General features: G+C 70.6%; 15 protein-coding genes. 6 read left to right on the top strand and 9 right to left on the bottom strand.

The window, feature by feature from the left end:
* Window positions 1–14 precede the first annotated feature (14 nt).
* The 8 genes from CRP50_RS01115 to CRP50_RS01085 all read right to left on the bottom strand — a co-directional run bounded on the left by CRP50_RS01115 (window position 15) and on the right by CRP50_RS01085 (window position 5,638).
* On the bottom strand, window positions 15–560 hold the full coding sequence (locus CRP50_RS01115; protein WP_097277135.1) for a hypothetical protein: 546 nt from the start codon (window positions 558–560) through the stop codon (window positions 15–17).
* A gap of 43 nt (window positions 561–603) precedes the next feature.
* Entirely contained in the window at window positions 604–777 is a 174-nt protein-coding gene (locus CRP50_RS25410) for a hypothetical protein (RefSeq protein ID WP_176524972.1), read from the bottom strand.
* Between the two features lie 215 nt (window positions 778–992).
* Window positions 993–2,639: a chaperonin GroEL gene (groL, locus tag CRP50_RS01110; RefSeq protein ID WP_097277134.1), complete on the bottom strand. Its 1,647-nt coding sequence runs from the start codon at window positions 2,637–2,639 to the stop codon at window positions 993–995.
* A gap of 65 nt (window positions 2,640–2,704) precedes the next feature.
* Window positions 2,705–2,992: a co-chaperone GroES gene (gene groES, locus CRP50_RS01105; protein WP_097277133.1), complete on the bottom strand. Its 288-nt coding sequence runs from the start codon at window positions 2,990–2,992 to the stop codon at window positions 2,705–2,707.
* Between the two features lie 182 nt (window positions 2,993–3,174).
* Entirely contained in the window at window positions 3,175–3,912 is a 738-nt protein-coding gene (locus CRP50_RS01100; protein WP_097277132.1) for a TVP38/TMEM64 family protein, read from the bottom strand.
* 10 nt (window positions 3,913–3,922) lie between these two features.
* Window positions 3,923–4,711: a glycosyltransferase family 2 protein gene (locus CRP50_RS01095; protein ID WP_176524971.1), complete on the bottom strand. Its 789-nt coding sequence runs from the start codon at window positions 4,709–4,711 to the stop codon at window positions 3,923–3,925.
* Between the two features lie 67 nt (window positions 4,712–4,778).
* Window positions 4,779–5,288: a type II toxin-antitoxin system YhaV family toxin gene (locus CRP50_RS01090; protein ID WP_097277131.1), complete on the bottom strand. Its 510-nt coding sequence runs from the start codon at window positions 5,286–5,288 to the stop codon at window positions 4,779–4,781.
* The gene (locus tag CRP50_RS01085) at window positions 5,285–5,638 is read right to left on the bottom strand and encodes a type II toxin-antitoxin system PrlF family antitoxin (protein ID WP_097277130.1); all 354 of its coding nucleotides are present in this window, start codon (window positions 5,636–5,638) and stop codon (window positions 5,285–5,287) included. The genes CRP50_RS01090 and CRP50_RS01085 overlap by 4 nt, the downstream gene beginning before the upstream one ends.
* A gap of 164 nt (window positions 5,639–5,802) precedes the next feature.
* Between CRP50_RS01085 and CRP50_RS01080 the strand changes: the two genes are divergently transcribed.
* A complete protein-coding gene (locus CRP50_RS01080) occupies window positions 5,803–6,912 on the top strand; it encodes a COX15/CtaA family protein (RefSeq protein ID WP_097277129.1) in 1,110 nt (369 codons plus the stop codon).
* On the opposite strand, the gene CRP50_RS01075 is transcribed toward CRP50_RS01080, so the two are convergent.
* Window positions 6,894–7,424, bottom strand: a complete 531-nt coding sequence (locus CRP50_RS01075; RefSeq protein WP_141415044.1) for a hypothetical protein — start codon at window positions 7,422–7,424, stop codon at window positions 6,894–6,896. The two genes, CRP50_RS01080 and CRP50_RS01075, sit on opposite strands and share 19 nt — an antisense overlap.
* Window positions 7,425–7,590: 166 nt before the next feature.
* Between CRP50_RS01075 and lptF the strand changes: the two genes are divergently transcribed.
* From lptF to rsmA, 5 genes are read left to right on the top strand one after another with little or no spacing between them, the layout of a single operon-like run.
* Window positions 7,591–8,724 (top strand): LPS export ABC transporter permease LptF, encoded by a 1,134-nt coding sequence (gene lptF, locus CRP50_RS01070; protein WP_245913325.1) that lies wholly within the window; start codon window positions 7,591–7,593, stop codon window positions 8,722–8,724.
* Complete coding sequence (gene lptD, locus CRP50_RS01065; RefSeq protein ID WP_097277127.1) at window positions 8,724–11,369, top strand: LPS-assembly protein LptD; 2,646 nt, start codon at window positions 8,724–8,726, stop codon at window positions 11,367–11,369. Before lptF ends, lptD begins: the two co-directional genes overlap by 1 nt.
* A gap of 35 nt (window positions 11,370–11,404) precedes the next feature.
* Window positions 11,405–12,730 carry a peptidylprolyl isomerase gene (locus CRP50_RS01060; protein ID WP_101613933.1) on the top strand — a complete coding sequence of 442 codons (1,326 nt, stop codon included), beginning with the start codon at window positions 11,405–11,407 and terminating at the stop codon, window positions 12,728–12,730.
* Between the two features lie 34 nt (window positions 12,731–12,764).
* Window positions 12,765–13,775, top strand: a complete 1,011-nt coding sequence (pdxA, locus tag CRP50_RS01055; RefSeq protein ID WP_097277125.1) for a 4-hydroxythreonine-4-phosphate dehydrogenase PdxA — start codon at window positions 12,765–12,767, stop codon at window positions 13,773–13,775.
* A complete protein-coding gene (gene rsmA / locus CRP50_RS01050) occupies window positions 13,772–14,617 on the top strand; it encodes a 16S rRNA (adenine(1518)-N(6)/adenine(1519)-N(6))-dimethyltransferase RsmA (protein WP_245913324.1) in 846 nt (281 codons plus the stop codon). Before pdxA ends, rsmA begins: the two co-directional genes overlap by 4 nt.
* Window positions 14,618–14,645 lie beyond the last annotated feature (28 nt).

The raw sequence follows: 14,645 nt of genomic DNA, 5'->3' as shown, positions 1-14,645 counted from the left end.
CCGCCGCCGGACTGTTAAAGGCCGAGCCCCGGCAACAGCGGCAGGATGCGCTCGGGCGCGAGGCCGGTCAGCACCGCCAGCCGGTCGGCCAGGGCCTGCCGGTGCGGTTGCAGGGCGGCGATGCGGTCGGCCTCGGCGGCAGCCATCGCCTGTTCCTCCGCCACCGCCAGCGGACGGCCGAGGCCGGCGGCCATGGCCGGGCGCAGGTCGCGCGGCGCGCTGAAGGTACCGCGCCCGAGGGGCGGCAGCGCGGACTCCACCGTATCGGCCGCGAGGCCGGTGGCGACGGTCAGGCGCTCCACATAGGCCGCGCGGGCCTGCCGGACCTTGCCGAGGTGGTCGACGACGGTCTGCTGAAGGGCCCACCCTTCGGGCGGCGTCAGCGGGCGGCCGAGTTCGACGGCCAGCGCCTCGGCCAGGGCCCCCGACGAGGAGGCGGCGGGCGAGCCTTGCGCGGCGACCGGGCCGGTGCCGAGCACGACGGCGGCAGGAATGAAGACGAGCGCCACCGCCAGTGCGGCGGCGCGGCAGGGGACGGCGGCGAAGCGTGGTGCGATCATGCCGCCTAGATAGCGGTGCCGGGCGACGAAGGGAAGCCCCGCGTCACCCGCCCGTGAAGGGCGCCGACACCGCCACCAGGATGGCGCCGCTCACGGCCAGCATCAGTGCCTGCCGGTCCACCGGCTTCCACGCCACCGCCCGATAGCCGGTCATGGCCCACGACGTCATGGCGTAGAGCGTCGGCAGGGCCACCAGGAATCCAAGGAACGACAACATTCCTTCATCCTCCCTCCTGTTGCTCTCGACAAGAATCATGGCACGACCAAAGTAGCATCTCAACAGTTTGAATTTTACGTTCTTATGGCACGATTTTCCGCCTTATGGCTTGGAACTGCGCGCCCTGCGTCCTGCACCACCGGCACGCAAAAGGGCCGCCCCAAGGGGCGGCCCTTCCGTGTCGGTCCGGTGAAGGGGCCGGGAGGCGCGGGCTCTTAGAAGCCCATGCCGCCCATGCCACCCATGCCGCCCATGTCGGGGGCGCCCATGGGCTCCTTCTTCTCCGGCAGCTCGCCCACCATGGCTTCGGTGGTGATGAGCAGGCCGGCGATGGAGGCGGCATCCTGCAGCGCGGTGCGCACGACCTTGGTCGGGTCGATGATGCCTTCCTTCACCATGTTGACGTAGGTGCCGTTCTGGGCGTCGAAGCCCATGTCGACGTCGTTGCCTTCCAGCAGCTTGCCGGCGACCACCGCACCGTCGTGACCGGCGTTCTCGGCGATCTGACGCAGCGGCGCCTGCAGGGCGCGACGGACGATCTCGACGCCGACCTTCTGGTCGTCGTTGCCGACGGCGATGTTCTCCAGCGCCTTGATGGCATAGAGGAGGGCGGTGCCGCCACCGGCGACGATGCCTTCCTGCACGGCCGCGCGGGTGGCGTGAAGGGCGTCGTCGACGCGGTCCTTCTTCTCCTTCACCTCGACTTCGGAGGCGCCACCGACCTTGATCACCGCGACGCCGCCGGCGAGCTTGGCCAGGCGCTCCTGGAGCTTCTCGCGGTCGTAGTCGGAGGTGGTCTCTTCGACGGCGGCGCGGATCTGGTTGCAGCGCGCCTCGATGTCGTCCTTGGAGCCCAGACCATCGACGATGGTGGTGGTTTCCTTGGTGATGGTGGTCTTCTTGGCCTGGCCGAGCATGTCGAGCGTGACGCTCTCCAGCTTGATGCCCAGGTCTTCGGAGACGACTTCACCGCCGGTCAGGATGGCGATGTCCTGCAGCATGGCCTTGCGACGGTCGCCGAAGCCCGGCGCCTTCACGGCCGCGACCTTCAGGCCGCCGCGCAGCTTGTTGACCACCAGGGTGGCCAGGGCCTCGCCTTCGATGTCCTCGGCGATGATCAGCAGCGGACGGCCGGACTGCACGACGGCCTCGAGGACCGGCAGCAGCGGCTGCAGCGAGCTGAGCTTCTTCTCGTGGATCAGGATGTAGGCGTTGTCCAGATCGACGGTCATCTTCTCGGCGTTGGTGATGAAGTACGGCGAGAGGTAACCACGGTCGAACTGCATGCCTTCGACGACGTCCAGCTCGGTCTCGAGGCCCTTGGCCTCTTCCACCGTGATGACGCCCTCGTTGCCGACCTTTTCCATCGCCTTCGCGATGATGTCGCCGATTTCCTTCTCGCCGTTGGCGGAGATGGTGCCGACCTGCGCGACTTCGCTGGAGGTGGAAATCTTGCGGGTGCGGCTGGCGATGTCGTCGACCACGGCCTTGACGGCCAGATCGATGCCGCGCTTCAGGTCCATCGGGTTCATGCCGGCGGCGACGGACTTGGCGCCTTCACGAACGATGGCCTGGGCCAGAACGGTGGCGGTGGTGGTGCCGTCGCCGGCGATGTCGGCGGTCCGCGAGGCGACCTCCTTCACCATCTGGGCGCCCATGTTCTCGAACTTGTCCTTCAGTTCGATTTCCTTGGCGACCGAGACGCCGTCCTTGGTCACGCGCGGCGCGCCGAAGGACTTCTCCAGCACCACGTTGCGACCCTTCGGGCCGAGGGTGACCTTCACCGCGTCGGCCAGGATGTCGACGCCGCGCAGCATGCGGGAGCGCGCATCGACGCCGAACTTGATTTCCTTGGCAGCCATTGGCTCAAATCCTCTTGCAGATGAATGGGGAACCGGATGTCAGGGGTCGGAGCGAGCCTCGCGGCTTACTCGACGATACCCATGACGTCGGTTTCCTTCATGATCAGCAGGTCCTGACCGTCGATGGTGACTTCGGTGCCCGACCACTTGCCGAACAGCACCTTGTCGCCGACCTTCACGTCCAGGGCGACGATCTTGCCGTCTTCGCCGCGCGCGCCGGGGCCGACGGCGATCACTTCACCCTGCTGGGGCTTTTCCTTGGCGGTCTCGGGGATGATGATGCCGCCGCGGGTCTTTTCTTCGGCCTCGAGGCGCTTGACCAGCACGCGGTCATGCAGCGGACGAAACTTCATGGAATTCCTCCGTTTGGGGAATATGTCCCAATGCGTTGTGACAAAGAGACGAAACGATGCGGGGATCGGGAGCCGCCGTTAGCACTCCCGCCCGGTGAGTGCCAACACAGGTATGCGGATGAGAGGCGTCTGTCAAGCGTGCGCCTGTTACATCGGCCCGACTGCGCCATGAGTGGCAGGGCTCAGCCCTGGCCGGCGGCCTTGTCGCGGCGTCGCTGGCGGCGGATGCGCCGCCACAGCCACACCCCGAGCACGCCCGAGGCGACGAACAGCACCACCGAAAGCGTGATGCGCAGCTCCGGCTCCACGTGGATGCCGCTGCCGAGCAGGGCGAAGATCACCGTCTGCGGCAGGTAGCCGAGGATGGACCCGGCCAGGAACGGCCGGGCGCCGACGCTGGTCACGCCGGCGGCCAGGTTGGTCACCACGTTGGACCCGACCGGCAGGAAGCGGATGAGCAGCGTCATGGTGAAGGGATTGCCGCGCAGGAAGCCGTCCACCTTGGCGATGCGGGCGCCGAAACGGTGGCGCACGAAATCGCGGCCGAACAGGCGGGCGTACCAGAAGGCGGCGGCGCATCCGAGCGTCTGGGCCAGCAGCGCCCAGGCCGTACCCTCCCACAGCCCGAAGGCGTAGCCGCCGCCGAAGGCCACCAGCTGGCGCGGCAGGCCGACGCCGGTGAGCGCGGCGCCGGCGGCGACGAACACCACCTCGCCCCAGAAGCCGCGGCCCTTCACCTGCGTGTCGAGCCACTGCGGGTCGAGCATCTCCACCACGCCGAGGGCGCGGGCGGCATAGCCGATGGCGACCAGCCCGGCGATCATCACCAGGCCCTTGAGCAGGGGCTTCAGGCTGGAGCCGCCGCCGCCGGCCTCGTCGTCGCCGGTGCCGTCGTCGGAGTCGGGAGGGGTGGATGTCATCCGGCCGCGGTCAGTCGTGGTGCTCGATCACCGGCCGGCGGGCGCGCGCCTGCAGCCAGGCGACGCCGAACAGGTCGACGATGCCGACCCACAGGCGGTTCCACAGGCCGTACTTGGACACGCCGCGCTCGCGCGGGCGGTGGTTGACGCGCACGCTGACCACCTTGCCGCCGGCCCGGATCATCAGCGCCGGCAGGAAGCGGTGCATGTGGTCGAACCGCGGGAAATCGAGGAAGGTCTGGCGGGCGAACAGCTTCAGACCGCAGCCGCTGTCGGGCGTCGAGTCCTTCAGCAGGCCCGAGCGCACGCCGTTGGCGACCTTGGACGACAGGCGGCGGAGGAAGGTGTCCTGCCGCTTTTGGCGGTGCCCGGCGATCATCACCAGGGCGGCGTCGGAGGCCGAGGCGGCGGCTTCCTGGTCGCGGCGGCGGATCATGGCGGGGATGTCGGCCGGATCGTTCTGGCCGTCGCCGTCGAGCGTCGCGATCCAGGCGCCGCGGGCGAATTTCACGCCGGACGCCACCGCCTGGCTCTGGCCGCAGCTGCGGGCGTGGCGCACCACGCGCAGGCGCGGGAACTGCCCTTGCGCGTCGCGCAAGCGGGCCGGCGTGTCGTCGTCGGACCCGTCGTCGACGTAGACCACCTCGAAATCGATGAAGTTCTCGAGGGCGGCGTGGATCTCCTGCACCAGCGGCAGGATGTTCTCCGCCTCGTTCTTCACGGGCACCACGACCGACAGGTCGGGGACCATGGGAAGATCCGACGACAGGATCGCCGCGGGCTTGGTGAATTCGTTCATGGGATGGGGCCGGCCGGTCTCTCGGAGAAATACGACCGAGGTCTTTTATACCCGCAGGGGAAGCGACTCAAACGGATTCGGGCGGGGTGGCGGCAGCCAGGACCCGGCGCGCCCGCGCGTCGGCCTCGCTCGCCTCGGTCAGCAAGGTCTCCCAGTCGTCCGGTGGGCGACCGCTGGAGAGCATGTGGCGGAACACGGCGTAGGGGTCGTTGCGGCTGCCGGCCGCCCGTTGCCCGTCGTCGTCGTTGACCCACGCATAGACGATGATCCGCTCCGCCGCCCGGTAGCGGAAGAACAGGCGATAGCGCTGGAACAGCTTGGCGCGGAACCAATGACGGTGGGTGCCGCCCAGGGTGTTGCCCTGGCGATAGGCGTCGCGCGTCGGGTCCGACGGAATGTCGTCCAAGATCAGGCGGACCAGCCCCGCCAACATCCGGGCGCTGCGCCGATGCATCCAGCCCTCGGGATCGCGCGCCCGCGCCCGGTCCACCTGCACCAGCAGGTCCTCCAGGTGATCGAGCAGCAGGGGGTGGAAGGCCAGCCGCCACCCGTTGGCAGTCAGCGGCGTGCGCCTCACCGGTCGGGCTCGCCGTCTTCATCGTCGTCGGGCAGCGGCGCGTCGAGGTCCACCGCCACCCCGGCGACGGCCTCCCTCAGGCGGCGCTCGAAATCGGCGTCGGGCATCACCAGCCGGTCGGGCCGCCGGGCCATGTCCTGCTCCAGGAAATCGAGGAAGCGGCCGAGGACGGGGTCGGCATCCTCCACCTCCACGTCCGGCTCCTTGCGGGCGACCACCACGGTGCCGTCGTCCAAGGCGCGAAAGACGATGGCATCCCGCTTGCCCAGCCGCAGGACATTGCGGATGGCGGCCGGAACCGTCGTCTGACCGCGTTCGGTGACGGTGGCTTCCACTTCGATGATCGTCATGACGAAGGCTCCAAGGGGCACAGGCAGAGAAAGTAATGCATTTGCATTGGATCGCCAAGGCGCACGCCATACCCGACACCCCCGCTCGGCTTTCCCTTTGACGGGCGGCAGCGGGCGTTTCATCATCGGCGGCAGTGGAGGCACCGCCCGGGAGGCAGCAGCGCATGCAGTCGTCGATCGCCCTCGACCTTCCCTCCGGCCCGCAGACCGACCGGCGCGCGGCCGGGCGGCGGCGGGCGGTGGCGGTATGGCTGTTCGTGCTGTGCGGCATGGTGACGGTCATGGTCGGGCTCGGCGGTGCGACGCGGCTCACCGACTCCGGCCTGTCCATGGTGGAGTGGCAGCCGCTGACCGTGCTGCCGCCGCTGACCGAGCCCGAGTGGCAGGCGACCTTCGACAAATACCGCCAGTTTCCCGAGTACCAGAAGAAGAACTACGGCATGACGCTGGCCGAGTTCAAAGGCATCTTCTGGCTGGAGTATCTGCATCGCCTGTGGGGCCGCGCCATCGGCGTGGTCTTCGCCCTGCCCTTCCTGTGGTTCCTGGTGCGCGGCGCCATCGACCGGCCGCTGGCCTTGCGGCTCGGCGGGCTGTTCGTGCTGGGCGGCATGCAGGGGCTGGTGGGCTGGCTGATGGTCAGGAGCGGCCTCGTCGACCAGCCCATGGTGAGCCCGGTGCGGCTGGCCGCCCACCTCGGCCTCGCCTTCCTGATCCTGGTGCTGATGCTGCGCCTCGCCCTCGACCTGTGGCTGAACGAAGGCCGCGCCGTCGTCGCCGTCGGCGCCCGGCGTTTCGCCGCGGCGGCGCGGACCTTCGGCGTGTACGTCTTCGCCGTCGCCCTGTCGGGGGCGCTGGTGGCCGGCCTCGACGCGGGGCTGACCTACAACACCTTCCCCCTCATGGACGGCCGCCTGGTACCCAAGGGATTGCACCTGCACGCGCCCTGGTGGGTGAACCACCTGGACAACGTGACCACGGTGCAGTTCCAGCACCGGCTGCTGGCGGTGACGCTGGTCGCCCTCGCGCTCGGTCTGGCCGCCTGGGCACTGCGCCTCGGCGATGCCCTGCCGGCGCGGGCGCGGACGGCGGCGCTGGTCGTGGCCGCGCTGGCGGTCGGGCAGATGACGCTCGGCATCGCCACGCTGCTGCTGGTGGTGCCGACCACCCTCGGCGTCGCCCACCAGTTGGGGGCGCTCGCGGTCCTGTCGGCGGTGGTGGTGCTGGTGCGCCTGCTGCGCCGGCCCGAGGCGACCGCTCAACGCCTGCCGCAGTAGTAGGCGGCGCCCCACACCATCTTGGCCAGTTCGGGGCCGAGCAGGCGTTCCGTGCGGATGCGCTGGACACGCAGCGGCATGGTCTTGCGGTCGGCGATCAGGGTGATCACCTCGTCGCGGGCATCGGGCAGGAAGGCGGGGCGGGCGTCGCGCCACAGGCAGCCGCAATCGATGTCGTGCAGCTGGGCCTGACAGACGCCGAGAAATTCCGCCTCCGCCTGCGCTTCGGCCACCGCAGCCGCATCCTCCCGGCCCGAGCCGACGAAGCTGACCGCCCCGACGACGCCGGCCGCGGCGCCCACGATGCCCACCAGCACGCCGATGACCGCCGCCGACATCAGGTGGCGCCGGCGCCGCCGCAAACGACGGGCATGGGCCCGGCGTCGGCGCCGCCGGGCGAGGCGATGCTCGGCATCCGCCGCCTCCGGTGTCGCGGGGTGCTCGCCCGCCGCTGGCGGCTCGGCATGGCCCTCGCCGGGAACGCTGTCGGGGTCGGGGGCCGTGCTGGTCATGGCGGAGCGTCTACCAGAATGGACTCGGGCGGGCGGTCATCCACTATAGCGCGATCGCTCTGGAACTCACAGAACCTGATGGCGTAAATCGACTTGACGCGACGCCGCCGCGGCAGGCATTTCCCGCTGGTTTCCGCCGCCTGCCTCCCCCTATAATCCGCGCGCCATGCGACTGATCACACGCTACATCCTCCGCCAGCTCGCGCTCGGGACCCTGCTCGTATCGGCGGGTCTGGCGGTCGTGCTGTGGTTGACGCAGTCGCTGCGCCTGGTGGAAATGATCATCAGCAAGGGCCTCGGGCTGGGCGTCTTCGTGAAGATGACCATGCTGCTCATGCCGAGCTTCCTGGTGATCGTGTTCCCCATCGCCCTCTTCGCGGTGATCCTGTTCACCTACAACCGCCTCAACGGTGACCGCGAGCTGGTGGTGATGCGGGCCGTCGGCCTCGGCCCCTTCGGCCTCGCCAAGCCGGCCCTGCTGGTGGCCCTGGTGCTGACCGGCCTGTGCTACGGCCTGACGCTCTACATCGCGCCCAAGTCGGTGGAGACCTTCCGCGAGATGCGCTGGCAGGTGCGCAACGACCTGACCCAGGTGCTGGTGCAGGAAGGCGCCTTCACCGAGATCGAGCCCGGCCTGACCGTCTACGTGCGCGAGCGCGGCCCCGACGACGAGCTGCTCGGAATCCTGCTGCACGACAACCGCGAGCCGGCCCGCCCCGTCACCATCATGGCCGACCGCGGCGCCCTGCTGAACACGCCCGAGGGTGCCCGCGTGCTCATGGAGACGGGCAACCGGCAGGAGGTCGAGGAAGGCACCGGGCGCATGTCGCTGCTCTACTTCGACCGCCACGTGTTGGAACTGGGCAAGATCGGCGGCGAGGCCGGACCCCGCTTCCGCGACGCCCGCGAGCGCATGACCGACGAACTCCTCGCCATCTCCACCGAGAACTCCGAGCTCGGCGAGGAGGACGTGCGCAAGTTCCATGCCGAGGCCCACCAGCGGCTGTCGAGCCCGCTGTTCAACCTGTCCTTCGCCCTCATCGCCTGCGCCGCCATGCTGACCGGCGCCTTCAACCGCCGCGGCCACGGCGCCCGGGTGCTGACCGCCGTCGCGGCCATGGTCGGCGTGCAGGTCATGGGCCTCGCCGCCATCAACGGCGCGGCCACGTCGGAAGCCCTGATGCCGCTCATCTACGGCGTGGCGATCGTGCCGGGCGTGATCGCCGCCGCCGTCCTCTATCGTTCGACACGCGCCGTGGCCGGCCCCATCGGCCCCGCCGTGCCCCAGGGAGAAGCGTGATGCTCCGACGGTCGCCGCGGCCGCTCACCCTCACCGCCGGCGTCGCCGCCCTGCTGGCGGCGCCCGCGGCCTCTGCCGCGACGCCCGTGGGCAGCGGCTGGCAGCCGTCGCGACCGCTGTGGGAAGCGGGGACCACCGCGGCGGCGCCTCTCGCCGCACCCGCGACGGCTCCCCTCGTCGCACCCGCGACGGCTCCCCTCGTCGCGCCCGCGACGCCCGGCGTGGCGCCGACGGCCCCGACGGCGCCCTGGGCCCCGCCCATGACCGCGCGCCCGGTGGTGGTGCAGCAGGTCGCCGCCGAGCCGGCACCGGCGCCGGCCGTTCCGCCGCTCGTCGCACCGCCGGCCGAGGCGCTCGGCGCCGGCGCGGCCCCCATGGCGACGCCGCGCCCGACCTCCGACCCGGTGTTCGACAATCCGCCGCCGCGTGACGACTCCGCCCCCATCCGCCAGGCCCGCTCCGGCGCCCGGCTGCCGGGCGCCGGGATGGAAAGCCTGATCCGCCGACCCGAATTCGGCAACCTGCCGCGCCCCTACACGCCGCCGCAGGTGCCGCCGACGGCGGCCGGCGAGCCGCGCACCTCGGTGGTCGCCGAGGAACTGAGCTACGACGACGATGCCGAGGTGGTCACCGCCCGCGGCAAGGTGGAACTCGTCTACGAAGGCCGGGTGCTGCGCGCCGACACGGTGCGCTACGACACCGTCGCCGACCGCGTCACCGCCGAGGGCGACGTGGTGGTGGTCGACACCGACGGCACCGTCTCGTTCTTCGACTTCGCCGAGCTGACCGGCGACATGAAGGAAGGCTTCGCCCGCGAGGCGACGCTCCTGCTGGCGGACCGCTCGCGCGCCACCGGCGAGCTGCTGACGCGCGAAAACGACGTCAACACCATGCGCGAGGCCATCTACACCGCCTGCGACCCGTGCGAGGACCCGAACGCCGCCCCGCTGTGGCGCCTGCGGGCCGACCGCATCACCCACGACGAAGCGGAAAAGATGGTCTACTACCGCGACGCCTGGATGGAGTTCGCGGGCCTGCCGGTGTTCTACACGCCCTACCTGTCGCATCCCGATCCGACGGTGAAGCGCAAGTCGGGCTTCATGCCACCGTCCTACAGCTACAACAGCGACCTCGGCGCGCAGGTGACGATCCCCTACTACATCGTCATCGACGGCCAGCAGGACGCCGAGGTGGCGCTGCGCTGGACGGGCGTCGAAGGCCCGGTGTTCGAAGGCGCCTACAGCGGCCTCTATTCCTCGGGCGCGCTCGACGCGGCGGGCAGCATCACGCGGGATGCGGACGGGCAGACCCGTGGCCACCTCGACACCACCCTGATGTGGCACTTCGACAATACCTGGCGCGGTGGCTGGGACGCCGAACTGGCGTCGGACGGCACCTATCAGCGCAAGTACCGCTATGGCGACACCAGTGACGCCTGGCTGGTCAGCGAGGCCTTCCTGGAGGGCTTCGGACGGCGGTCCTACGCCCGCGCCCGCGGCCTGTACTTTCAGGAATTGCGAGAGGCGACGGACATCGACGAGGTGCCCGTGGTCCTGCCGGACCTGACCTATTCCTTCGTCAGCCGACCGTTCGAAAGCGGCGCCTGGTGGACCTTCGACGCCGCCGGCACCGCTCTGACCCGCGAGGACGGCATAGACTCCCGCCGCGCCGGTGTCGAGACTGCCATCCACTACCCCTACTACGGCTCGCTCGGCGACGTGACCGAATTCATGGTCGCCCTTCGGACCGACGGCTACAGCCTCGGTGTGGACGACGCACGCGTTCCGACCAACCCCGCCATCAACGACGGCTTCGCCGGCCGTTTCGTGCCGACGGCGGGCGTGACGTGGCGGTGGCCGGTGACGCGCGACAACGGCTGGTTCCGCGAGGTGCTGGAGCCCATGGCCTCGGCCTACTTCAGCCCCGAGGACGCCAACAACGACGAGATCCCGAACGAGGACAGCCGCGACTTCGAGTTCGACGCCGCCAACCTGTTCGACCGCAACCGCTTCGCCGGCTGGGATCGGGTCGAGACCGGCGCGCGGGTCAACTACGGCCTGAAGTGGACCGCCTATTGGCCGGAAGGCGAAAGCCTGTCGCTGCTGTTCGGCCAGGCCTACCATTTCGACGACAAGATGACCGCCTTCGGCAGCGAGGACGGCGGGGCGTCGGATTACGTGGGGCGCGTCGCCATGGACGTCGCTCCGTGGCTGAACCTCGACTACCGCTTCCGCCTCGATCAGGACGACTTCGAGATGCGCCAGCAGGAGGTCGTGGCGACCGCCGGCAGCCCCGTCCTCACCGTGTCGGTGGGATACCTGCAAGCGTCGCCGGACCCGTGGATGACGGAGAGCATCGGCGAGCGCGAGCAGGTGACGCTTGCGGCCCAATCGAGAATCCTGCGCAACTGGTCCCTGTTCGGCGCGACCACCCTCAACATTACCAGCGCCGAAGCCGACGAACCTCTCCAGACCAGCTTCGGCGCCATCTACGACGACGAATGCTTCACCGCCTTCGCCACCATCAGCAACGACGCCACAGAAGACCGCGACTACGAAGGCGGCACCGAGATCATGTTCCGCGTCGTGTTCAAGACGCTCGGCGAACTGGACTTCGGCTCCGTCGAAGCCGGTTTCGGCGAGTGATCCACCCCAGCCGGCCCGAGGAAACGGACGACCCCATGACCTTCAGCATCCGCACGGCACACCCGACCCGCCGCCCCGCCCGCCGGATCGCGGCCGCCTCGGCCCTCGCTCTCGCGGCCCTGCTGGCGGCCCCGGTGATGCCGGCGGGCAATGCCCTGCTGGCCCCGCCGGCGGCGGCTCAGTCCATCCAGCGCATCGCCGCGGTGGTGAACGACGACGTCATTTCGCTGCGCGACATCATCGCGCGCATGGACTTCGTCATCGCCACCTCCAACCTGCCCGACAGCCAGGAGACGCGCCAGCGCCTGCTGCCGCAGGTGCTGCAGGGCCTCATCCTCGAGACGCTCAAGCTGCAGGAGGCCGAGCGCCTCGGCATCCAGGTCAGCGACAGCGAGATCGCCGAGGGCATCCGGCAGGTGGAAAGCCGCAACCGCATGGCGCCGGGCACCTTCCTGCAGTCGCTGCAGGGCCGCGGCATCCCGACTTCCACCTTCGAGCGCCAGGTGCGCGCGGAAATCGCCTGGATCAAGGTGGTGCGCAGTTCCCTGTCCGGTCAGGTGACCGTCAGCGACACCGAGATCGAGGCCCGCCAGGACCAGCTGCAGCAGGCCATCGGCAAGCCCGAGGCGCTGCTGGCGCAGATCTACCTGCCGGTGGACGATCCGCTGCGCGAGGCCGAGGTGCGCGACGCCGCCGACCGGCTGGTGTCGCAGATCCGCGGCGGCGCCAACTTCGCCGCCCTGGCGCAGCAGTTCAGCCAGGATCCGACGGCGGCCAAGGGCGGTGACATGGGCTGGGCGCCGCTGTCGACGCTGGAGCCGGAACTGCGCGAGGCGGTGACCGCCACCGAGGGCAACCGCCTGTCCGATCCCGTCCGCACCGCCGCCGGCTACACCATCCTGCTGGTGCGCGACAAGCGTGTCGCCGGCGAGCAGCAGGCCGGCAGCGGCGCCATGCAGATCGTGCAGGTCTCGCTGCCGACCACCGGCGCCCGCGCCATGGCGGCGGAGCAGCGCGCCGCCGTCGCCCAGCGCGCCGCCGCCGCCACCACCTGCGACGCCATGGCCGCCATCGCGACCGAAGTCGGCACACCGGGCTCCGGCCGTCTCGGCCCGCTGACCATGACCGACCTGCCGCCCGCCCTCGCCACCGCCATCCGCGACCTGCCGCTGAACACGCCGAGCCGCGTCGTCCCGGTGCCGGGTGCCGAGGTGGTGGTCATGGTCTGCGAACGCGAGGAATCGAGCGCGCTGGACGAAGACAAGATCCGCCGCGAAATCGAGACCGAAAAGCTCGAGGTGCTGGCCCAGCGCCGTCTGCGCGACCTGCGCCGCGCCGCCCTCATCGACATCCGTCTGTGAGGCGGCGGCCCATCGCCCGCCGGAGAGGCACGCCATGACCACGGTTCCGCCCCTCGCCCTCACCATGGGCGAGCCCGCCGGCATCGGCGGCGACATCACCCTGAAGGCCTGGGGCCGCCGCGCCGGCGCCGGGCTGCCGCCGTTCTTCGTCATCGACGACCCGGCCCGCCTGCGCGCCCTGGCCGGCCGCCTCGGCCTGACCGTGCCGGTATGCCCCATCGCCGCGCCGGAAGAGGCGGTGGAGGCCTTCCCCCACGGCCTGCCGGTGCTGCCGCTCGCCCTCCCCGCCGCCGTGGAGCCGGGCCGGCCCGACGCCGCCAACGCCCCCGCCGTGCTGGAGGCCATCGCCTGGGCGGTGCGCCTGACCACCGAAGGCCGCGCCGGCGCCGTCGTCACCAACCCCATCAACAAGGCGGTGCTCAAGGCGGCCGGCTTCGCCCACCCGGGTCACACCGAGTTCCTCGCCGAACTGGCAGGCGGCGTGACGCCGGTGATGATGCTCGCCTGCCCCGGGCTGCGGGTGGTGCCGGTGACCATCCACCTCTCCTTGCGCGAGGCCGTCGAGTCCCTGCGCACCGAGACCATCGTGGAGATCGGCCGCCTGACCGCCGCCGGCCTGCGCGACAACTTCGCCATCGCGCGCCCGCGGCTGGCCGTCGCCGCCCTCAACCCGCACGCCGGCGAAGGCGGCGTCATGGGGCGGGAGGAAATCGACGTCATCGCCCCGGCGGTCGCCGCCCTGCGGGCCGAGGGCATCGACGCTTTCGGGCCGGCGCCGACCGACACGCTGTTCCACGCCGCCGCCCGCGCCCGCTACGACGCCGCGCTCTGCATGACCCACGACCACGCGCTCATCCCGCTCAAGACCATCGACTTCGCCGGCGGCGTCAACGTGACCCTCGGCCTGCCCTTCGTGCGCACTTCGCCCGACCACGGCACCGCCTTCGACATCGCCGGCACGGGCACCGCCGACGACGCCAGCCTGGTCGCCGCCCTGCGCATGGCGGGCGAGATGGCCGCCGCCCGCCGGAGCACCGCATCGTGAGCGACGACGGCACCCCCGACCTCGCCTTCGACGGCCTGCCGCCGCTGCGCGACGTCATCGCCCGCCACGACCTGGCGGCCAAGAAGAGCCTCGGCCAGAACTTCCTGCTCGACCTCAACCTGACGGGCCGCATCGCGCGCTCCGCCGGGCCGCTCGACCAGGGCACGGTGATCGAGATCGGCCCCGGCCCGGGCGGCCTGACGCGCGCCCTGCTGGCGGCCGGCGCCCGCCAGGTGATCGCCATCGAGCGCGACCCGCGGGTGATGCCGGCACTGGCCGAAATCTCCGCCCGCTGGCCGGGCCGGCTGGAGGTGCGCGAGGCCGACGCGCTGGAGATCGACGTCGCGAGCCTCGGCGAGGCGCCCCGGCGCATCGTCGCCAACCTGCCCTACAACGTGGCGACGCCGCTGCTCATCGGCTGGCTGCACCGGCTCGACGCCATCGCCGGCATGACGCTGATGTTCCAGAAGGAGGTGGTGGACCGCCTGGTCGCCAAGCCGCGCACCAAGGACTACGGCCGCCTGTCCGTCATCACCCAGTGGCTGTGCCATGTCGAGCCGCTGTTCGACATCAACCCGCGCGCCTTCACGCCGCCGCCCAAGATCGTGTCGACCGTGGTCTCGCTGACCCCGCGCACCGCCCCGCTGGCCGAGGCCGACTTCGCGACCCTGGAACGGGTCACCGCGGCCGCCTTCGGACAGCGTCGCAAGATGCTGCGGGCCAGCCTGAAATCCCTCGGCGGCGACGGCGAGGCATTGTGCGCCGCAGCAGGCGTCGCCCCGACGGCACGGGCCGAAGAGCTCACGGTGGAGCAGTTTTGCGCCATCGCGCGAGCCCTGTGACCTGCGGCGCCTTCGCAACCGCAATATC

It is taken from the genome of Caenispirillum bisanense (assembly GCF_900230255.1).
GTDB lineage: Bacteria > Pseudomonadota > Alphaproteobacteria > Rhodospirillales > Rhodospirillaceae > Caenispirillum > Caenispirillum bisanense_A.
The sequence above is the reverse complement of the archived record's forward strand: the minus strand, read 5'-3'. Positions and strand labels throughout refer to the sequence as shown.